Here is a 19,202-nt window from a genome sequence, read left to right on the forward strand (position 1 = left end):
GGCTTGCTGGTGTCGAATCGGGATTTTGCTGATGAAAATGCGTTCTGTGATCAGTCTGCTGGGCTTGTTGCTGGCATGGGTACAACCGGCCGGCGCCGCCGTGCTCGCCAAGTTCGACGATATCGGCGCGTGGCAGCTGATCACCTCGCCGCAGGTCAGCGGCTCCTTGCGCCCGGTTGCCGGCAACAACGGTCGCGCGCTGTGCCTGGACTACGACTTCCATGAAGTTTCCGGCTACGTCGGCATCCGTCGTCCGTTGGACGTGACCTGGCCTGAGAACTACCAACTGTCGTTCGACCTGCGCGGTGATTCGCCGGCCAATGACCTGCAGTTCAAGCTGGTCGACGCCAGTGGCGACAACGTCTGGTGGGTCAATCGTCCGGGGTTCAACTTTCCAAAAAACTGGACCCGCATCAGCTATCGCAAGCGGCATATCGAGAAGGCCTGGGGGCCAGGCCAGGACAAGACACTGCGCCGTAGCGCGGCAGTGGAGTTCACCATTTACAGCAAGGTCGGCGGCCGCGGCACGGTCTGCTTCGACCAGCTGACGCTGCAACCGCTGCCCAAGGAAGACAACTCGGCGCTGACCACCACGGTGATCGCTGATACGGCGACTGCCCTGCAGCAGCGCATCGCCGACGGCAAGCCGGACACGTTGTGGATCAGCGGCGGAATCAAGCAGCAGACAGTCAGCCTGGACCTGGGCAAGGTACGCGAGTTCGGCGGTGCGGTCGTGCAATGGGCACCCGGGCTGGAGGCAAGTCGGTACGTGGTGCGTGGGTCCGCCGATGGGCGTGACTGGAAGACGCTGCGTGAAGTCACCAGCGGCAGCGGTGGCAAGGATTGGCTGGCATTGCCGGAAACCGAGGCGCGTTACCTGCGCTTTGATCTGGTCGATGGCCCCAACTGGCGTTATGGCATCCGCGATATCAGCCTCAAGCCCTTGTCGTTTGCCAATACGCCAAATGATTTCATCCGCTCTATTGCGACCGATCTGCCGCGCGGCTCCTTGCCGCGTGGTTTCAGTGGCGAGCAGCCGTACTGGACCATTCTGGGTCTGGATGGCGGCCGCGAGCAGGCGCTGATCAGCGAGGACGGCGCACTGGAGGCGATGAAGGGTGGCTTCAGCATCGAGCCGTTCGTGGTGCTCGATGGCAAGGTGATCGGCTGGGCGGAGGTGAAGTCCAGCCAGAGTCTGCAGGACGGCTATCTGCCGATGCCGTCGGTGGCTTGGGAGCACGATCACTTCGGTTTGAATGTCACGGGCTTCGTGCAGGGGCGGCCGGACCAGGCACAGCTGGTGGCACGCTATGAGCTGCACAACACCGACAAGGTCGCGCACGAGTATCGTTTGGCGCTTGCGGTGCGGCCGTTCCAGGTCAATCCGCCCAGCCAGTTCCTCAATACCGTCGGTGGCGTCAGCCGCATCGACAATCTGACGGTGCGGAGCGGGCAGATAAGCGTCAACGGCCAGCCGCGCGTGTATACGTCGCTTCCGGCCGATGCGGGCTTTGCCAGCAGCTTCGACAGCAAGTTGGCTGTCACCCACCTGGCTGACAAGGACTTGCCGATCACGCAGGAAGTTCGCGATGCCACCGGCTTGGCATCGGGCGCCTTGGTCTACAACTGGAAGCTGGAGCCGGGACAACGCCGGGAGGTGGTGTTGGTGCTGCCGCAGACCGGCAATTGGCAGATGCCGGCCAGGTTCGATGCCGACAAGGCACAGCAACAGGTCGCCACGATGTGGCGGCAGAAGTTGGATCAGCTCAAGCTGCGCGTGCCCGAGGCCGGCCAGCCGTTGGCCAATATGCTGCGCACTGCGCTCGCTCATATGCTGATCTCACGGGTTGGGCCGAGCCTGCAGCCGGGCACGCGTTCCTATGCACGCAGTTGGATCCGCGACGGCGCGATGATCTCGGAGGGCTTGTTGCGGATGGGGCGCGCCGATGCAGTACGTCAGTACGTGGATTGGTATGCGCCATATCAATTCGAGAGCGGCATGGTGCCTTGCTGCGTGGATGCACGCGGCAGCGATCCGGTGCCGGAGAACGACAGCCACGGTGAACTGATCTATACCATCGCCGAATACTGGCGGCACACTGGCGACACCGCCTTCCTGCAGCAGATGTGGCCGCATGTGCAGAAGGCATGGAGCTATATGGAGCAGTTGCGGCTGAGCGAGCGCACCGAGGAGAACCGTGCACGCAACGCAGGCTTCTACGGAATGATGCCGGCCTCGATCAGTCACGAAGGCTATTCGGCCAAGCCGGTGCATTCGTACTGGGACAATTTCTGGGCGTTGCGCGGTTACAAGGACGCTGCCGACATGGCGGCTGCTTTGGGCTTGGAAACCGAAGCGCTGACCATGGCCGCGTCGCGCGACCAGTTCCGCCAGGACCTGGATGAATCGCTGCGCGCGGCGATGGCGGCGCACAAGATCGACTATCTGCCCGGATCGGTGGAGTTGGGCGACTTCGATGCCACCTCGACCACGATTGCACTGGCGCCGGGAGGCGAGCAGGGCAGGTTGCCGCAGCCCGCCCTCGACAACACCTTCGAGCGCTATTGGCAGCACTTCGTCGAGCGCCGCGATGGCAAGCGCCAATGGAAGGACTACACGCCTTATGAGTGGCGCAACGTGAGTGCCTTCGTACGCCTTGGCTGGCGTGCGCGGGCCTGGGAGGCTACCGAGTTCTTCTTCAAGGACCGTGCGCCGCCGGCGTGGAATCAGTGGGCCGAGGTGGTGTCATCGACGCCGCGCCAGCCGTTCTTTGTCGGTGACCTGCCGCATGCCTGGGTGGCATCGGATTTCGTTCGCTCGGCCTTGGATATGTTCGCCTATGAGCGTGATGTGGATGGGCCGATCGTGTTGGCTGCGGGTGTGCCCAGTGCATGGTTGACCGGCAAGGGCATCGCCATCGAGGACTTGAACACCTCGCACGGCATGTTGAGCTACGCGCTGCAGCGCAGTGACAAGCAGCTGACCTTGCAGGTATCTGAAGGACTACGTTTGGCGGCGGCGGGGCTGTTGCTGCAATGGCCTTATGAGGGCACGCCGGGAGAGGCGACCATCAATGGCGAACCGGCGCAGTGGCTGGGCAATGAGCTGCATATCAGCAGCCTGCCAGCCAAGGTCGAAATCGAGATTCCTGCCGAGCTACGCCGTAGTGAGCGCAGCAAGCGTTGAGGAATAAAAACTGCGCCTCGAATACCGAGGCGCAGGCCAGTCGACGAGAGGGAGAGGAAGAACTTCCGTCGGATCTGAGAAAACAAATGCACCAGCCTCTCTTTGCCCGGCTGTAGTGCCGAGCCATGCTCGGCAGGAGCTTTCCCGGTGAATGCATGTAGGAGCGGCGTCAGCCGCGAAGCTGATGATGCATACGGGCGACGCATCGCAAGTACCGACACCCGCACCGAAGCCTTGGGGATTGGGCGCAGGTGGTTTGGTTGCTGTGGGCTTCGCGGCTGACGCCGCTCCTACCGCAACCCAGAAGCTGATTTGCGTCAGCCAGCGCGGGCCTGTTTGACGATGGCAGCGGCAGCGGCGGCGGACTTCTTCACTTCGTCCCATTGGCCGTTGCGGATCCAGCTGTCCTGCACCATCCACGAGCCGCCGATGCAGACCACGTTTTTCTGCGACAGATAGTCGCCTGCAGTGGCTTCGGTGATGCCACCGGTGGGGCAGAGCTTGAGTTCCGGAATCGGGCCGGCAACGCCCTTGATCATTGCCAGGCCGCCGACGGCTGTAGCCGGGAACAGCTTGCAGATGCGGAAGCCGCGCGCGACCAGTTCCAGCAGTTCGGTCGGTGAAGCGGCACCCGGAACCACCGGCAACGGCGCGGCAGCCAAGGCATCGGCCATATGCGCCGGCGTGCCTGGGGTGACGATGAAGTCAGCACCGGCATCGATGGAGCGCTGCATCTGCTCGATGGTCAGCACGGTGCCGGCGCCTACAACCACATCCGGCAGTTCGCGCTTGAGCATGGCCAGCGCTTCCATTGCTACCGGCGTGCGCAGGGTCAGTTCTATCGCGGGCAGGCCGCCTTCGAGCAGGGCAGCGCTGACGGCGCGCGCCTGGTCGAGGGTGTGCACGGTAACGACTGGCAAGATGCCGGCGGCGCTCAACAGCTGCTCGGCGCGGTCCTGGTATTGGGCAATGCTCATAGTGTCCTCTTGAAAAACGTCTTCGCGAATCCCGAATCTCAGGCGTCGTTGGCTTCGTGTGGGGCCGCGGCTGCGGCATGGTCATGGCCGAGCTCGTATTCGGCGTCGTAGTCCCACAGGCTGCCGTCCGGACGGGCCGGGCCGCAGGAAATCGAGATTGCGCCCTGATCGGCCGGGCCGACGATGCGGCGGTTCATCGCGAACAGATTGCGACCCATGTCCGAGCCGGCCGGTGCGGTGTTGGCGGCAATGCCACGGGCAGCCCACTCGGCGGCGTCAACCAGTACTTCCAAGGTGCCGGCTTCACCATCCAGGCGGATCATGTCGCCCTCGCGGATGCGTGCGATCGGGCCGCCGCGTGCTGCTTCTGGAGTAACGTGGATGGCGGCGGGGATCTTGCCGGAGGCGCCGGAGAGGCGACCATCGGTGACCAATGCGACGCGTCGACCCTGGTTCTGCAGCAGGCCGAGCAGCGGTGCCAGCGAATGCAGTTCCGGCATGCCATTGGAGCGCGGGCCCTGATAGCGGACCACGGCCACAAAGTCCTGCGGCAGGGCGCCGGCGGCGTGCAGTTTGTTCAAGACCTGCGGCGCATCGACGACCACGGCCGGTGCTTCAATCGTGCGGTATTGCGCCTTTACTGCCGACAGCTTGATCAGCGAGCGGCCGATATTGCCGCGCAGCAGGCGCAGGCCGCCCTGCGCCTCGAATGGGTTGGAGGCCGGGCGCACCACTTCTTCGTCACCGCTGAGTTCAGCGGCGGGCACGTAGCTGACCTTGCCGTCGGTCAGGCGCGGTTCCTGGGCGAAGGCGCGCATACCGCCTTCGGCGATCGTGGTCGCATCGGCATGCATCAGGCCAGCGTCCATCAGTTCGCGGAACACGAAGCCGGGGCCGCCGGCCGCTGCAAAGCGGTTCACGTCGGCTTCGCCGTTGGGGTAGACGCGGGCCAGCAGCGGCACGATCTGCGACAGCTCGTCCATGTCGTCCCAGGTCAACACGATGCCGGCGGCACGTGCGACTGCGATCCAGTGGATGGTGTGGTTGGTGGAGCCACCAGTGGCCATCAGTGCGACCACGGCGTTGACGATGGCGCGCTCGTCAATCACGCGGCCGAACGGACGGAAGTCATTGCCCAGCGCGCTGATTTCCAACACGCGTGCAGTAGCGGCGCGGGTCAATGCATCGCGCAGCGGCAGCTCAGGGTTGACGAACGAAGCGCCTGGCAGCTGCACGCCCATCGCTTCCAACAGCACCTGGTTGGAATTGGCGGTGCCGTAGAAGGTGCAGGTGCCCGGGCCGTGGTACGAAGCCGATTCGGCTTCCAGCAGTTCTTCGCGGGTGGCTTCGCCAGCAGCATAGCGCTCGCGGACTTCGGCCTTCTTCTTGTTCGGGATGCCCGGGGTCATCGGCCCGGCCGGTACAAACACTGCCGGCAGGTGACCAAAGGCAAGGGCGCCGATCAGCAGGCCTGGCACGATCTTGTCGCACACGCCCAGATAGATGGTGGCGTCGAACATGTCATGGCTGAGGCCGATCGCGGTTGCCTGGGCAATCACGTCGCGCGAGAACAACGACAGCTCCATACCGCCACGGCCCTGGGTAACGCCGTCGCACATCGCAGGCACTGCGCCTGCAACCTGCGCGGTCGCGCCCAGCTCGCGGGCAGCGTCGCGGATCAGCGTCGGGTAATGCTCGAACGGCTGGTGCGCCGACAACATGTCGTTGTACGAGGTGATGATGCCCAGATTGGGCGTCACAGCACCGCGCAGACGGTCCTTATCGGTAGGCCCGCAAGCCGCATAGGCGTGGGCCAGATTGCCGCAGCTCAGACGTGAGCGGAACGGGCCTTCGCGCAGCGCGGCATCAATCCCGGCCAGATAAGCCGCGCGCGACGGGGCGCTGCGCTGGCGGATGCGATCGGTGATGGCTTGGATTTTCGGATGCATGGCTCTATGGCTGGAATGAGGAAGAGGGTGCAGCAAGGAGAGCGGTGGGCTTCGGGTTCTGGTGCCTCGAAAAGTTCCGCCTGCAGCTCATGCGAGCGGCGGGCCAGGTCCATTTCTTGTCCCCGATGCGCTACTCCCCGCTCAAGGGCACCAATGCACGCGCAGCTTGTTGCCGGGCGCATTGATCGCAGCAAGGATCGGGTAGGTATGCACGTCGCCGGATGCGAGTGCGGCTTCGAGCACCTCCAGCTTCTGCTTGCCGCGCAGCAACAGCAGGCGCTGGTTGGCCAAAGCCAAGCCGTGCGGGGTCAAGGTGATGCGCAAAGACCAGTGTTTGGCGACCGGGCAGCCGGTGGCATCCAATGCCGCATAAGGATGCTTGCTCTGCAGTGCCTGCGGCAGATCGGGCGAGCCCGGGAACAACGAGGCGGTATGGCCGTCGTTGCCCATGCCCAGCACGACCAGACAGGCCGGCTGCGAATGGGTGGCGAGCAGGTTGGCGGTGTGCACGCATTCGGCGATGGGCAGGCCAACGCGTACCAGCGGATCAAAATGCGCACCTTCGGCATGGCGCAGGAAGCTGTCGCGTACCAGCCAGGCGTTGCTGTCCTTGTCCTGCGGCGAGAGCCAGCGTTCGTCGGCCAGGCCAACTTCAACCCGCGCCCATTCCAGGCCCTGGTCGGACAATAGTTCGTAGATGGGAGCCGGCGTGGTGCCGCCGGACAGCAGCATGCGGGCGCGCCCGCGCTGCTCGATTTCCGCGCTCAACAGTGCTGCCATTTCCTTGGCGACACTTTCGGTCCAGGCCTCTTCGTCAGCATGGCGGACAAGTGTGATGCGGTCGGAAACAGCGGCGTTCATGCGGTAACTCCAGAGTTGGCGCGCTGCATGTCCAGCGCATACGCAGTGGCGCCCAGCAAGCCGGGGCAGGGATGGGTGATGGCCATCGACGGGATCTGCGACATCGTCGCGGAGAAGCGTCCCTTGCTTTCAAACCGTTGGCGGAAACCGGAATGCTGCAGTTGCTGCAGCAGGCGCGGTACCAGTCCACCGGTCAGGAACACGCCGTCCCAGGCGCCTTGTACCAGCACCGCGTCGCCGGCGACTGCGCCGAATATTTCAAGGAACACTTCAACCGCGCGAGTCGCCAGTACATCGCCTTCGGCAGCGCGTGCGCTGACCTCTGCTGGTTGCAGAAGGCCCGGATCGGTGCCCGCCATCTCGCAGATGGCGCGATGGATGTTGACCAGGCCGGGACCGCAGACCAGGCGTTCGTTGGACACCCGGCCGAACTGCGCCGAGAGGATTTCCAGGATGCGGATCTGTTCCGGCGAGTTCGGTGCAAAGCTGGCATGGCCGCCTTCGGTGGCCAGCGGGTAGTTGCGACCATCGCGTACCACCAGCCCGCCAACACCCAGGCCGGTGCCGGGGCCTAGCACGCAGTAGTTGCGCGATTCGCCTTCGGCGGCGGGTTGCCAGCCAGCTCCGCCGACCTGCACCACATCGTCAACCCCGAGCAGGGCAATCGACATGGCCTGGGCGACGAAGTCATTGATCAGGTGCAACTGTTCGAAACCGAGCTGCTCGGCGGTGCGCGAACGCGAGATGACCCAGGGGTGATTGGTGATGCGCGCTTCGTCACCGTCGACCCGGCCGGCTACCGCGAACACGCCGCTGGTGGCGCTCGCACCACGTTGCTGCAGGTAGTGCGCGGCGGCATCGGCCAGTGACGCGAACTGCGCCACCGGATATTCGTCGATGCTGCCCTGATCCAGCGGGGTGGCGGCGGAACGGTCTGCCAGCGCGAAGCGCGCGTTGGTGCCACCAATATCCGCTACCAGTACCAGGTCAGCGCTGGGGCTCACAGCCCCTGCTCCGGGCCTGCTTCAGCGGCAATGGATTCGGGCAGGAAGTCCTGTGCCAACTGCGGGCCCCAGCCACCGGCCGGGTAGGGTTCCATCGGCAGGTCGGCAGCCTTCCAGGCATCGCTGACGCTGTCGATCCATGCCCAGGCGGCGCGCACTTCGTCATCGCGCACGAACAGTGCGTGGTTGCCGTTGAAGGCGTCCAGGAACAGACGTTCGTAGGCGATACGACGGTGCAGGCCGGTCGGGACCGAGAGTTCCAGTTCAAGCGGTTGCAGTTCCAGCGCGCCCCATTCCGGGCCAGCCAGCGAGCTCATCAAGCCGAGCTGGATGTTCTCCTGCGGCTGCAGCTGGAAGGTCAGGCGGTTGGGGGTGGCGTTTTTGCGGTCGGGGCGCTCGAACAACCAATGCGTCACCGGCTTGAGGTTGACCTCGATGCGGGTGGTGCGCTCGGGCAGGCGCTTGCCGGTAACCAGATGGAACGGCACACCGGCCCAGCGCCAGTTGTCGATATGCGCGGTGACGCCGACAAATGTTTCGGCCTCGCTGCCTTCCGGCGGCTGATAGGCCTGCGCCGGCTGGCCGTTGATGGTGCCGGCGGTGTAGCGACCGCGCACGCTGTCCTTGGCCGCGTGTTTGGCGTCGAGCGGGCGCAGGGCGCGCAGCACCTTGACCTTCTCGTCGCGGATGCGGTCGGCTTCCAGCGACGCCGGCGGCTCCATCGCCACCAGGCACAGCAGCTGCAGGATATGGCTCTGCACCATGTCACGCAGGGCGCCGGAGCGCGAGTAATAGGAGTCACGGCCATCCACGCCGTCGCTTTCGGCAACCAGGATGTGCACCGAGGCGATGTAGTTACGGTTCCATACCGCTTCCAGCAAGGTGTTGCCGAAGCGCAGCGCCATCAGGTTCTGTACCGGCGCCTTGCCCAGGTAGTGGTCCAGGCGGAACACGCGGTCTTCGTCGATCAACTTGCCGATCGACTGCAGGATCTCCTCAGCGCTGTCGCTGTCCGAACCGATCGGCTTTTCCAGCATCAGCCGGTTGGGCGCAGCCAGGGCGCCGCCCAGTGCCAGGCCTTCGCAGGTGGAGATGTACAGACCCGGTGGGATTGCCAGATAGCTGACGCACTTGCGGTGTACCAGATCCTTGACGGCCTCGGCGACCGACTCGGCATTGCGCAGGTCCACCGAGCGGTAGTCGATGCGGTTGAGCAGGTTGCCGATGTCATCCTGGCTGGCATGCGGCATGGCTGCTTCCAGACGCGGACGCAGGAGGTCGCGGAATTTCTCGGTGTCATGCGGCGACAAAGCCAGTGCACGCACGCGGAAATCTTCAGGGAGCAGACCGTCGCCAAGCAGGCGTAGCAGGGACGGGAACAGATAACGCTGGGCCAGATCGCCTGTGGCACCGAACAGGAAGAGGGTGTCGTGCATGGCACGAGTTTCGGGTGCGGATGACATCGTTGTCAATTGTTCGTCTTCAAGGCCTGCGCCGCGATTGGGACGTCCGCGTCCATCGGCGCGAGGGGGCGGGCGTGGGCAACCTGTGCTTGTGCAATGCAGCATGCCGCGAAGGCGGAAGCAGGTCCGTGCAGCGGAGCGCAGGTGCCATGTAAGAGCGACTGTGATGGTGCCATATGAATATGCTTACCGTGCACAATGTTTCGGATGTATACGATTGCAGGAAACTGTTCTGTCGTTGTAACGCAAGTGTTCCCCGGCTCCAGGTTTCGACTCGCAACGAGGTAGTGATGGCCAAGGTTCAATTCGACAGTGTGCGCAAGGTGTATGACAACGGTCAGGTTGCCGTGGCCGGGGCCAGTTTCGATATCGCCGATGGCGAGTTGATGGTGCTGGTGGGGCCGTCAGGTTGTGGCAAGTCCACACTGCTGCGAATGGTGGCCGGGCTGGAGGAGATCAGTGCTGGCCAACTGCGCATCGACGAGCGGGTGGTCAATGACGTTGCACCGAAGGATCGGGACATCGCCATGGTGTTCCAGAACTACGCGCTCTACCCGCATATGACAGTGGCCGAGAACCTGGGTTTTGGTTTGAAGCTGCGCGGGCATGACAAGGCCGAGGTGCAACGCCGGGTGCAGGAGGCGGCTGATTCCTTGGGCCTGACTTCGATGCTGGACAAGCTGCCGCGCGCGATGTCGGGCGGTCAGCGTCAGCGCGTCGCGCTGGGGCGTGCGCTGGTGCGCGAGCCGGCGGTATTCCTGTTGGATGAGCCGCTGTCCAATCTGGATGCAAAGCTGCGTCATTCAGTGCGTACCGAGATCGCGCAGCTGCATCGCAAGCTGGGCACCACGATGATCTATGTCACCCATGACCAGGTCGAGGCGATGACGCTGGGTCAACGCATCGTTGTGCTCAACGAAGGGGTGGTTCAGCAGATCGATACGCCGATGGCGCTGTATGACAGGCCGGTCAATCTGTTTGTTGCCGGGTTTCTGGGGAGTCCGGCGATGAATATGTTGCGTGGGCAATTGCGGCTTGATGAAGCAGGTTCGGCAGTGCTGCAACTGGAAGAGGGTGTCGAAGTGGCGCTCGGCGCTGTGTCGCTGGGTGCGGAATGGTATGGCAAGCCGCTGGTGGTTGGCGTGCGGCCCGAGCACCTGCAGCCGGGCAGTGGTGCGACGGCGTTCAATGCGCGCATCGAAGGCCTGGAGCCGGTAGGCAATGAGATTTTCGTCAATCTGCGTTATGGCGAGCAGGCGCTGATCATGCGGGTGCCGCCGCAGCAGCTGCCGCAGGTCGGCCAGGAGATTGCAGTTGAGGTGAACGCATCGAAGCTGCACTTTTTTGAAGCGGCCAGCGGCAGTCGCATCGAAGCAGAGGGCTAGCTCATGTAGTGCCGAGCCCTGCTCGGCAGAGGCTTTCCCGGCAATGCCCCAGCCGAGCATGGCTCGGCGCTACGTTTTGCTCCCTCCCTTTGCCGCAGGCAAGGGGAGGGCTGGGGAGGGGTAGTGCTCTTCGCGATTTGATGCAGTTGTGGCTTCGCGGCTTACGCCGCTCCTACAAAGCTGGCCGGCAATGCCTAGGTAGTGCCGAACCATGCTCGGCAGAGGCTTTACCGGGAATGCCCTTGCCGAGCATGGCTCGGCACTACAGGGTCTCAGCGGGCCAGGCCTTCCAGCAGCGGCTGGATGCTGGCGGTCTCGCCACTAACCTGAAGCTGGCCTTCCGGCAATTCCAATGGCAGCACGGCCAGCGCCAACGCACCGGCCACGCAGGCGACGGTGCCGATGTTGCTGTCGCCATGCTGGACCGCGTCACCGGAATTTGCGAATGAGGCGCATTCCAAGAGCGCCAGCGAGCGCTTGGCTTTGCCCAGGAAGTGGGTGCGGGCGACGATCTCCTGGCCGGGATAGCAGCCCTTCTTGACGCTGTAAGCGTTCAGGCGATCCAGTCCGAGCTGCTGCGGCGTCCATTGCTCACGCTGTGCATCTTCAAGCCGAGGCAGGCCGAAACGAAGGTCGGATTGACGCCATGCCAATTCAGCGCTGTCGTCGATGGTAGCGGCAACGCCGCCGATCTGCAGCGTGCGCGGAGCCGCTGCGCTGCCCACATCCAGCTCGATGACGGCATCGGCCAGTTGCGCCAATTGCGCGCCATGGGCCGAAACCGGCGGTTCCAGCGCGGCATTCACCGCCAATGCGCTGGCATGGCTGATGACGACCTTGCGGCGGAATACAAAGCGGCGCAACTGCTCGGCCATGGCTTCGGCACCGCCGTCGTGGCAGACCAGCAGCAGGGTCTGTGCGTCTACCCGTACAAGCTGAAAGATAGACAGTACGCGGCCTTTGGCGGTCAGCCAGGCACTCCATTGCCAATGACCGTCGGCCAGCGAGGGCACGTCATTGGCGAACTGGGCTTGGGCGAAAGCGACCGCATCGGCTCCCGCAAGGCTCACGATCTGAGCCTTGGAAAGTGTGCGGAAACCGGTGAAAGCAGGGGCGAGGTTGTCAGACACGTGACTGAGGACTAAAATTTGTGCGTTGCGAGACCACCAATGATAGGCCAAACAACCCCCACTCCCGAGCCCGAAGCTGAAGCCCCGTTGGCCCCCGAGAAGCAGCCGCTTCCCGAGGTGACACCGGTGCCTCAGGAAATAGGCGGCCGCGGCGGACTTGATCCGGTGCGGTATGGCGATTGGGAGAAAAACGGGCGCTGCATAGATTTCTGAGCAGCGTTGAGCCAACGCGGCATTGAGCCGCCCAGCCGAGATACGAGTCAGCGAATGGCGAACAGACCCCGCCCCCTCTCTCCGCACCTGCAGGTGTATCGCTGGCAGATCCAGATGGCCACCTCGATCCTGCATCGAGTAACCGGCATCATTCTGACTGTCGGTTCCCTGATCATTGCGGGCGGCTTGTTCGCCCTGATGATGGGGCCTGAGTCCTGGAACTGCTTCACCACCCACGCCAGCGCCTGGTACGGCAAGGTGATCCTGTTCGGTTGGACCTGGTGCTTCGCCTACCACCTGTGCAATGGCATCCGCCATATCGTGCAGGACTTCGCCATCGGCTACGCCAAGGCTACCTTCATCCGCAGCAGCTGGGTGTCGGTGATTGCTTCGCTGGTGCTGACCGCGCTGATCTGGGCTTACGTCTGCATGGGAGCTGCCGCATGAGCAAGTACCGCACCCCGCTGAAGAATGCGCGTGGCCTTGGCAGCGCCAAGTCCGGTACCGAGCATTTCGTCCACCAGCGCCTGACCGCTACCGCCCTGGTCGCACTGACCATTTGGTTCCTGTGCCTGGTGCTGAGCCTGATGGGCGCCGATTACGTTACCGCCGTGGAAACCATTGCCAAGCCGTGGAACGCGATCCTGCTGGGTGGCTTCCTGGTTGCCATGTTCTGGCACGCCCAGCTTGGCCTGCAGGTGGTCCTTGAGGACTACATCCACAACTCGCTGATGGCCCTGGCCTTGCAGACCACGGTCAAGTTCGTTGCCGTGCTCGGCGCCATCGTCAGCATCTTTGCGGTTGCCCGCATCGCGTTTGGGAACTGATACATGTCCGCTTACAACATCACTGAACACAAGGTCGACATGGTCGTCGTCGGCGCCGGTGGCGCTGGCCTGCGTGCAACGTTTGGCCTGGCCCAGAAGGGCTTGCAGACTGTCTGCATCACCAAGGTCTTCCCGACCCGTTCGCACACCGTGGCAGCACAGGGCGGTATCTCCGCCGCGCTTGCCAACATGGGCGAGGATGACTGGCGTTACCACTTCTTCGACACCATCAAGGGTTCGGATTGGCTGGGCGACCAGGACGCCATCGAGTACATGTGCCGTGAGGCCATCCCGGCCATCATCGAGCTGGAACACTACGGCGTTCCGTTCTCGCGCACCGAAGAAGGCAAGATCTACCAGCGTCCGTTCGGTGGCATGACCACCAAGTACGGTGAAGGCCCGTCCGCGCAGCGTACCTGCGCCGCCGCCGACCGTACCGGCCACGCCATCCTGCACACCCTGTACCAGCAGTCGCTGGCGCACGATGCGCAGTTCATGATCGAGTACTTCGCACTCGACCTGATCTTCGACGACGAAGGCGTGTGCCGCGGCGTGCTCGCCCTTGACATGGCTGAAGGCACCCTGCACCTGTTCCGTTCGCAGGGCGTGGTGCTGGCAACCGGCGGTTACGGCCGTGCCTACTTCAGCGCCACCTCGGCGCATACCTGTACCGGTGACGGCGGTGGCCTGGTGGCCCGTGCCGGTCTGCCGCTGCAGGACATGGAATTCGTGCAGTTCCACCCGACCGGCATCTATGGCGCCGGCTGCCTGATCACCGAAGGTGTGCGAGGCGAGGGCGGCATCCTGCGCAACAGCAGTGGCGAGCGCTTCATGGAGCGCTACGCACCGCATTACAAGGATCTGGCATCGCGTGACGTGGTGTCGCGTTCGATGACCATCGAAATCCGCGAAGGCCGCGGCGTCGGCGAGCACAAGGATCACATCCTGCTCGACCTGACCCACCTCGGCCCGGGCGTGATCGACGACAAGCTGCCGGGTATTGCCGAAAGCGCACGCATTTTCGCGGGCGTGGACGTGCACAAGCAGCCGATCCCGGTCATCCCGACCGTGCACTACAACATGGGCGGCATCCCGACCAATTACCACGGTGAAGTGGTGCGCAAGGTCGGCGACAACCCCGATGCAGTGGTGCCGGGCCTGTACGCCATTGGCGAGGCGGCCTGCGTGTCCGTGCACGGTGCAAACCGTCTGGGCTCCAACTCGCTGCTCGACCTGGTGGTGTTCGGCCGCGCCGTGGCCAACCGCTGCGCCGAGACGATCAAGCCGGGTGCTGCGCACAAGACCCTGCCGTCCGATGCCTGCGACAAGGCCCTGGGTCTGCTCGACAAGCTGCGTCACGCCAATGGCGATACGCCGACTTCGGTCATCCGCGACAACATGCAGCGCACCATGCAGAACGATGCTGCCGTGTTCCGCACCAGCAAGACGCTGGAAGAGGGCTGCCAGAAGATGGCGGAAGTGTTTGATTCGTTCCAGGACGTCAAGGTTTCCGACCGTTCGCTGGTCTGGAACTCGGATCTGATCGAAACCTACGAGCTGAACAACCTGCTGCTCAACGCAGTGGCGACCATCAACTCGGCCGAGCAGCGCAAGGAAAGCCGTGGCGCCCACGCGCACGAGGATTACCCGGACCGCGACGACGTCAACTGGCAGAAGCACACGCTGGTCACTGTCGACGACAAGGGCAAGTGCAGCTTCGATTACCGCCCGGTGCACATGTACACGCTCAGCGATGACGTGTCCGTGGTGCCGCCGAAGCCGCGCGTCTACTGATCCGGGGAACTTACGAACATGGCTGAATTTGCACTCCCGAAGAACTCCCGGTTGACCAAGGGCAAGCACTTCCCCGCCAAGGGCGGCGCGAAGAACACGCGGACCTTCAAGATCTACCGCTGGAGCCCCGATGGCGACCAGAATCCGCGTACCGACACCTACGAGATCGATCTCGATGCGTGCGGCCCGATGGTTCTGGACGCGCTGATCAAGATCAAGAACGAGATTGATCCGACCCTGACCTTCCGTCGCTCCTGCCGCGAGGGTATCTGCGGTTCGTGCGCGATGAACATCGACGGCACCAACACACTGGCCTGCACCCGCGCCATTGCCGATTGCGGCAAGGCCGAAGTGCCGATCTACCCGCTGCCGCACATGGACGTGGTCAAGGATCTGGTTCCGGACCTGACCCACTTCTATGCGCAGTACGCCTCGATCAAGCCGTGGATCCGCACCCAGACCCCGGCACCGGCAGACCGCGAACGCCTGCAGTCGCCGGAAGACCGCAAGAAGCTGGACGGCCTGTACGAGTGCATCCTGTGCGCGTGCTGCTCGACCAGCTGCCCGAGCTACTGGTGGAATGGCGAGCGCTACCTGGGCCCGGCGATCCTGCTGCAGGCTTACCGCTGGATCATCGACTCGCGCGATGAAGACACCGGCGCACGCCTGGACGATCTGGAAGATCCGTTCAAGCTGTACCGCTGCCACACCATCATGAACTGCGCACGTACCTGCCCGAAGGGCTTGAACCCGGCACTGGCAATTGCCGAGATCAAGAAGCTGATGATGGCGCGCCGCGCGTAAAGCGTGGTTGCTCCGGCGCAAGCCGGAGCAGGGCTGCTGTGTTATGGCTTTTCGCTCTCCTGCCTGCGGGAGAGCGATGGGTCCGGCGCAAGATGGTCGGGTTCTCAGCGCTGTTGATGTTTCTTCTCCCGCTTGCGGGAGAAGGTGCCCCGAAGGGGCGGATGAGGGGAGCTTTTGAAGTTGCCTCTTGCTGGACTCCGAGTGCTGTTCCGGAATTACTCCAGGAGCTGCCCTCACCCCAACCCCTCTCCCGCCTTGCGGGAGAGGGGCTTAAGCTTGAAGCCATGCAGACCGAAGACGAAATCCTGTTGAAGAAGCTGCGCTGGCGCTGCCGGCGTGGAATGCGCGAGCTGGATCAGCTGTTTGGCCGTTATCTGGACCGTCGCTGGCTGGAAGCACCTGCCGCCGAGCGCGAGGTTTTCCTGCAATTGCTGGAAACCGAAGACGATAAATTGTGGCGCTGGTCCATGGGCTACGAGGTCTGTTCGGATGCGTCGCAGGCGCAACTCATCGCCTATATCCGCGCCCTTCCGGTGTGAGTGGCGCCCGTCGCGCTGGTTGAGCTGCGCGTTGCTGGGCCTGGCGGTACTCGCCGCGATTTCGATAGTGAACTGCAGATTGGAGCCGGGCTATGCCTGGCCCTCGGCCGTGTGCGTGCTTGGCTGGGGCCTGCTGCTGGCGCGCGCCGAGGCGCGCAAGCCGTGCCGGAACATACTCATACCGCCGCCACCAGGTCCGCCCTGTATCGACGCCGAACCCGTGGAGCGGATCGAACTGCTCGAACGTGGCCCGCTGCTGGTGCTGCGCTGGAGGTTGGGCAAGCGCCGCCAACAGCTGCTGTTCTGGCCCGATACGCTGCCCAGGGCGCAGCGACGTGAACTGCGACTGGCCGTAAAGGCACATGGCGTTTCCCGCCAGCCGCCGGGAATGGCACCATAGCAACCAGTTCACGGGCAGACACGCATGTTCAAACCCTTACCTGTCGCAATCGGATTGCGCTACCTGCGCGCCAAGCGCCGCAATGGATTCATTTCCTTCATTTCCATGGCTTCCATCCTTGGCATCGCGCTCGGCGTGATGGTGCTGATCACCACCCTGGCGGTGATGAGCGGCTTCCAGAAGGAGATCCGCGACCGTCTGCTGCAGATGTCGGCCCACGCCACGGTCAGTGCCGATGGCGAGCCGATGGCCAATTGGCAGCACGCCATCGACGTGGCGACCAAAGATCCGCGAGTGGCCGGTGCCGCGCCGTATATCGAGATCCAGGGCATGTTGAGCGGCCTGCGTGTGCAGGGCGCGATCATCCAGGGCGTTGACCCGGCGCAGGAATCCAAGGTCTCGGTGCTGGCCGAGAAGATGACCAAGGGCAAGCTGGACAGCCTGCAGCCCGGCGAATTCAACATGGTGGTCGGCAAGGAGCTGGCGATCTGGTTGGGCGTGGATGTCGGCGACAGCGTCGTGGCCACGCTGGCCGAAGTGCAGGGCACGCCGATGGGCGCCATGCCGCGGGTCAAACGCTTCAAGGTCAGCGGCATCTTCGAGGCCGGCTCCAATGAAGTGGACCGCGGCGTTGCCTTCACCAACATGCAGGACATGGAGCGCGTGCTGCGCATGGACGGCGTCACCGGCGTGCGCCTGAAAATGCACGACATGGACCAGGCCTATACCGTGGCCCGCGATCTGGCGGTCAACCTCAATGGTTATTACCGGGTGAGCGATTGGACCCAGGAGAACGCCAATCTCTACCACTCGCTGCGCATGGAAAAGACGGTGATGGGCATCCTGCTGTCGCTGATCGTGGCGATGGGTGCGTTCAACCTGGTGTCCTCGCAGGTGATGCTGGTGACCGACAAGCAGGCCGATATCGCCATCCTGCGTACGCTCGGCCTGACGCCCGGCGGAGTAATGCAGGTGTTCATGGTGCAGGGCACCCTGATTGGCGTATTCGGCACGATAGTTGGCGTGATCAGTGGCATCACCTTGACCCTCAATCTGGAGCGCATCCTCGGCCTGATCGAGACCGTCTTCAATATCAAGTTGCTGCCGGAGGATGTGTACTACATCACCGGCCTGCCGACCGACATGCAGACCGCCGATATCGTGGTGATCACCGTGGTGGCGCTGCTGATGAGCTTTGCCGCAACCATCTACCCGGCGTCGCGCGCAGCCCGCACCCAGCCGGCCGAGGCGCTGCGCTATGAATGAGAACGCATTGATGGAATCGGTAATCCGCGCCGAAGGCTTGGGCAAGACCTACGCCGAAGGCAAGATGCGCACGCCGGTGTTCGACGGCCTGGATTTGAACGTCGCTGCAGGCGAAACCGTGGCCATTGTAGGTGCCTCGGGCGCAGGCAAGAGCACCTTGTTGCACCTGTTGGGCGGCTTGGATATTCCGACTGCAGGCGAGGTCTATGTCGCCGGCCAGCGCATGTCGGCGCTGTCCGATGCGGCGCGCGGCAAGCTGCGCAACAGCTCACTCGGTTTTGTTTACCAGTTCCATCACCTGTTGCCGGAGTTCACTGCGCTGGAGAACGTGATGATTCCGGTGATGTTGGGTGGCAGCGATCCGGCCGGCGCCAGCGCTCGCGCCAAGGCCTTGCTGGAGTCGGTTGGGCTCGGTCATCGCCTGGATCACAAGCCGGGTGAGTTGTCCGGCGGCGAACGCCAGCGCACGGCGGTTGCGCGTGCCCTGGTCAACCAGCCGGGCTGCGTGCTCGGTGACGAGCCCACCGGCAATCTAGACGACAAGACCGCCGGCACCGTGTTCGATCTGATGCTGGAGTTGAATCGGGTCCACCGCACCAGTTTGGTCCTGGTCACCCATGACCGCAGTTTGGCGCGCAAGCTGGATCGCGTGTTGGAGCTGCGTCAGGGCCGCCTGCATGAGTTGGCCAGCAGCGGCGTCTGAATCGCGAAAAGCAGGTGATGATCCCGTGGCTGCCACGGGACTATCATGCTTGGGTAACTGCTCGTTGCTTCATGGGGTCAGGTTGTTTCCTTCGATGAGGAGTGCTGCCATGAAAAAAATGCTTGTTGCGATGATGCTGGCCGCCGTTCTTGGCGGTTGTGCCACGACCGGGAAACTGACCAGCGCCGAGCGTCTGGATCTATACCGCGCGCACGCCGGTGAGCCGGTGAAGAGCTTCAGATACTTTGGTTCGCTCAATGGTTGGACCGAGCTGGGCGACAGCGCCTTGGCAGTGTGGACCAAGCCTAACGAAGCCTGGCTGTTGAATCTCAGCGGGCCATGCATGGATCTGTCATTCGCCCCGGCGATCAGCATCACCAATATGATGGGCCAGGTGTCGGCGCGCTTTGATCGTGTGGTGGTGCACGGCGGCGGCCCGATGGCACATGTGCCGTGCCGGATTGACAGCATCCAGCCGCTGGACGTGAAGACGCTGCGTGCATCGGAGAAACAGCTGCGCGAAGCAAAGATTTCCGAGCGTGCCGCAGATCAGGGCACCGAGACGGAATGAAGCAGTACCTGTAGTGGGGGGGGGGGGGGGGGGGGGGGGGGGGGGGGGGGTGGAATGGCAGCGGCGGGGGAGGGGGCGGCAGCACAGGCTGATGATGAGGAGGAGAACGCGGGGGCCAGCCGCGCCGAA

The 19,202-nt window shown here is 63.6% G+C and carries 18 protein-coding genes; 12 read left to right on the plus strand and 6 right to left on the minus strand.

Features of this window, described 5'->3' with window-relative positions; all coding sequences use genetic code 11:
- Positions 1 to 37 precede the first annotated feature (37 nt).
- Positions 38 to 3,187 (plus strand): discoidin domain-containing protein, encoded by a 3,150-nt coding sequence (locus ACVOLL_RS06350; RefSeq protein ID WP_481512147.1) that lies wholly within the window; start codon positions 38 to 40, stop codon positions 3,185 to 3,187.
- Between the two features lie 317 nt (positions 3,188 to 3,504).
- Here the strand turns inward: ACVOLL_RS06350 and eda are convergent, their stop codons facing one another.
- The 5 genes from eda to zwf all read right to left on the minus strand — a co-directional run bounded on the left by eda (position 3,505) and on the right by zwf (position 9,546).
- Positions 3,505 to 4,164 carry a bifunctional 4-hydroxy-2-oxoglutarate aldolase/2-dehydro-3-deoxy-phosphogluconate aldolase gene (gene eda / locus ACVOLL_RS06355; RefSeq protein ID WP_481512129.1) on the minus strand — a complete coding sequence of 220 codons (660 nt, stop codon included), beginning with the start codon at positions 4,162 to 4,164 and terminating at the stop codon, positions 3,505 to 3,507.
- Between the two features lie 38 nt (positions 4,165 to 4,202).
- A complete protein-coding gene (gene edd / locus ACVOLL_RS06360; RefSeq protein WP_481512130.1) occupies positions 4,203 to 6,113 on the minus strand; it encodes a phosphogluconate dehydratase in 1,911 nt (636 codons plus the stop codon).
- A gap of 141 nt (positions 6,114 to 6,254) precedes the next feature.
- Positions 6,255 to 6,974, minus strand: coding sequence for a 6-phosphogluconolactonase (pgl, locus tag ACVOLL_RS06365; protein WP_481512131.1), 720 nt, complete (start codon positions 6,972 to 6,974; stop codon positions 6,255 to 6,257).
- Complete coding sequence (glk, locus tag ACVOLL_RS06370) at positions 6,971 to 7,978, minus strand: glucokinase (RefSeq protein ID WP_481512132.1); 1,008 nt, start codon at positions 7,976 to 7,978, stop codon at positions 6,971 to 6,973. The genes pgl and glk overlap by 4 nt, the downstream gene beginning before the upstream one ends.
- Positions 7,975 to 9,546 carry a glucose-6-phosphate dehydrogenase gene (gene zwf / locus ACVOLL_RS06375; RefSeq protein ID WP_481512133.1) on the minus strand — a complete coding sequence of 524 codons (1,572 nt, stop codon included), beginning with the start codon at positions 9,544 to 9,546 and terminating at the stop codon, positions 7,975 to 7,977. Before zwf ends, glk begins: the two co-directional genes overlap by 4 nt.
- 185 nt (positions 9,547 to 9,731) lie before the next feature.
- Here zwf and ACVOLL_RS06380 point away from each other — a divergent pair, with 185 nt between their 5' ends.
- Positions 9,732 to 10,826 (plus strand): ABC transporter ATP-binding protein, encoded by a 1,095-nt coding sequence (locus ACVOLL_RS06380; RefSeq protein ID WP_481512134.1) that lies wholly within the window; start codon positions 9,732 to 9,734, stop codon positions 10,824 to 10,826.
- Positions 10,827 to 11,098: 272 nt separating this feature from the next.
- Here ACVOLL_RS06380 and ygfZ read toward each other — a convergent pair whose 3' ends face one another.
- Positions 11,099 to 11,956, minus strand: a complete 858-nt coding sequence (gene ygfZ / locus ACVOLL_RS06385; protein ID WP_481512135.1) for a CAF17-like 4Fe-4S cluster assembly/insertion protein YgfZ — start codon at positions 11,954 to 11,956, stop codon at positions 11,099 to 11,101.
- 39 nt (positions 11,957 to 11,995) lie between these two features.
- On the opposite strand from ygfZ, the gene ACVOLL_RS06390 reads away from it, so the two are divergent.
- From ACVOLL_RS06390 to ACVOLL_RS06435, 10 genes are all read left to right on the plus strand, one after another.
- A complete protein-coding gene (locus ACVOLL_RS06390) occupies positions 11,996 to 12,169 on the plus strand; it encodes a DUF1674 domain-containing protein (protein WP_481512136.1) in 174 nt (57 codons plus the stop codon).
- A 54-nt stretch (positions 12,170 to 12,223) separates the two neighbouring features.
- The gene (sdhC, locus tag ACVOLL_RS06395; RefSeq protein WP_282268784.1) at positions 12,224 to 12,616 is read left to right on the plus strand and encodes a succinate dehydrogenase, cytochrome b556 subunit; all 393 of its coding nucleotides are present in this window, start codon (positions 12,224 to 12,226) and stop codon (positions 12,614 to 12,616) included.
- Positions 12,613 to 12,996 carry a succinate dehydrogenase, hydrophobic membrane anchor protein gene (gene sdhD / locus ACVOLL_RS06400; protein ID WP_282268787.1) on the plus strand — a complete coding sequence of 128 codons (384 nt, stop codon included), beginning with the start codon at positions 12,613 to 12,615 and terminating at the stop codon, positions 12,994 to 12,996. The genes sdhC and sdhD overlap by 4 nt, the downstream gene beginning before the upstream one ends.
- A 3-nt stretch (positions 12,997 to 12,999) precedes the next feature.
- Positions 13,000 to 14,790, plus strand: coding sequence for a succinate dehydrogenase flavoprotein subunit (gene sdhA / locus ACVOLL_RS06405; protein WP_481512137.1), 1,791 nt, complete (start codon positions 13,000 to 13,002; stop codon positions 14,788 to 14,790).
- Positions 14,791 to 14,808: 18 nt separating this feature from the next.
- Positions 14,809 to 15,594 carry a succinate dehydrogenase iron-sulfur subunit gene (locus tag ACVOLL_RS06410; protein ID WP_481512138.1) on the plus strand — a complete coding sequence of 262 codons (786 nt, stop codon included), beginning with the start codon at positions 14,809 to 14,811 and terminating at the stop codon, positions 15,592 to 15,594.
- Between the two features lie 284 nt (positions 15,595 to 15,878).
- Positions 15,879 to 16,133, plus strand: a complete 255-nt coding sequence (locus ACVOLL_RS06415; protein WP_481512139.1) for an FAD assembly factor SdhE — start codon at positions 15,879 to 15,881, stop codon at positions 16,131 to 16,133.
- A gap of 67 nt (positions 16,134 to 16,200) precedes the next feature.
- On the plus strand, positions 16,201 to 16,533 hold the full coding sequence (locus tag ACVOLL_RS06420) for a hypothetical protein (RefSeq protein ID WP_481512140.1): 333 nt from the start codon (positions 16,201 to 16,203) through the stop codon (positions 16,531 to 16,533).
- A 24-nt stretch (positions 16,534 to 16,557) separates the two neighbouring features.
- Entirely contained in the window at positions 16,558 to 17,799 is a 1,242-nt protein-coding gene (locus ACVOLL_RS06425) for a lipoprotein-releasing ABC transporter permease subunit (protein ID WP_481512141.1), read from the plus strand.
- On the plus strand, positions 17,792 to 18,502 hold the full coding sequence (lolD, locus tag ACVOLL_RS06430) for a lipoprotein-releasing ABC transporter ATP-binding protein LolD (RefSeq protein ID WP_481512142.1): 711 nt from the start codon (positions 17,792 to 17,794) through the stop codon (positions 18,500 to 18,502). The genes ACVOLL_RS06425 and lolD overlap by 8 nt, the downstream gene beginning before the upstream one ends.
- 109 nt (positions 18,503 to 18,611) lie before the next feature.
- The gene (locus tag ACVOLL_RS06435) at positions 18,612 to 19,073 is read left to right on the plus strand and encodes a DUF6491 family protein (RefSeq protein ID WP_481512143.1); all 462 of its coding nucleotides are present in this window, start codon (positions 18,612 to 18,614) and stop codon (positions 19,071 to 19,073) included.
- The last annotated feature ends 129 nt before the right edge of the window (positions 19,074 to 19,202 follow it).

The organism is Stenotrophomonas sp. STEN035, from assembly GCF_056759935.1.

Bases quoted from the DNA above. Each gene is read 5' to 3' on its own strand.
- ACVOLL_RS06350 (WP_481512147.1), top strand. From the start codon at position 38: ATGCGTTCTGTGATCAGTCTGCTGGGCTTGTTGCTGGCATGGGTACAA.
- eda (WP_481512129.1), bottom strand. From the start codon at position 4,164: ATGAGCATTGCCCAATACCAGGACCGCGCCGAGCAGCTGTTGAGCGCC.
- edd (WP_481512130.1), bottom strand. From the start codon at position 6,113: ATGCATCCGAAAATCCAAGCCATCACCGATCGCATCCGCCAGCGCAGC.
- pgl (WP_481512131.1), bottom strand. From the start codon at position 6,974: ATGAACGCCGCTGTTTCCGACCGCATCACACTTGTCCGCCATGCTGAC.
- zwf (WP_481512133.1), bottom strand. From the start codon at position 9,546: ATGCTGCATTGCACAAGCACAGGTTGCCCACGCCCGCCCCCTCGCGCC.
- ACVOLL_RS06380 (WP_481512134.1), top strand. From the start codon at position 9,732: ATGGCCAAGGTTCAATTCGACAGTGTGCGCAAGGTGTATGACAACGGT.
- ACVOLL_RS06390 (WP_481512136.1), top strand. From the start codon at position 11,996: ATGATAGGCCAAACAACCCCCACTCCCGAGCCCGAAGCTGAAGCCCCG.
- sdhC (WP_282268784.1), top strand. From the start codon at position 12,224: ATGGCGAACAGACCCCGCCCCCTCTCTCCGCACCTGCAGGTGTATCGC.
- sdhD (WP_282268787.1), top strand. From the start codon at position 12,613: ATGAGCAAGTACCGCACCCCGCTGAAGAATGCGCGTGGCCTTGGCAGC.
- sdhA (WP_481512137.1), top strand. From the start codon at position 13,000: ATGTCCGCTTACAACATCACTGAACACAAGGTCGACATGGTCGTCGTC.
- ACVOLL_RS06410 (WP_481512138.1), top strand. From the start codon at position 14,809: ATGGCTGAATTTGCACTCCCGAAGAACTCCCGGTTGACCAAGGGCAAG.
- ACVOLL_RS06415 (WP_481512139.1), top strand. From the start codon at position 15,879: ATGCAGACCGAAGACGAAATCCTGTTGAAGAAGCTGCGCTGGCGCTGC.
- ACVOLL_RS06425 (WP_481512141.1), top strand. From the start codon at position 16,558: ATGTTCAAACCCTTACCTGTCGCAATCGGATTGCGCTACCTGCGCGCC.
- lolD (WP_481512142.1), top strand. From the start codon at position 17,792: ATGAATGAGAACGCATTGATGGAATCGGTAATCCGCGCCGAAGGCTTG.
- ACVOLL_RS06435 (WP_481512143.1), top strand. From the start codon at position 18,612: ATGAAAAAAATGCTTGTTGCGATGATGCTGGCCGCCGTTCTTGGCGGT.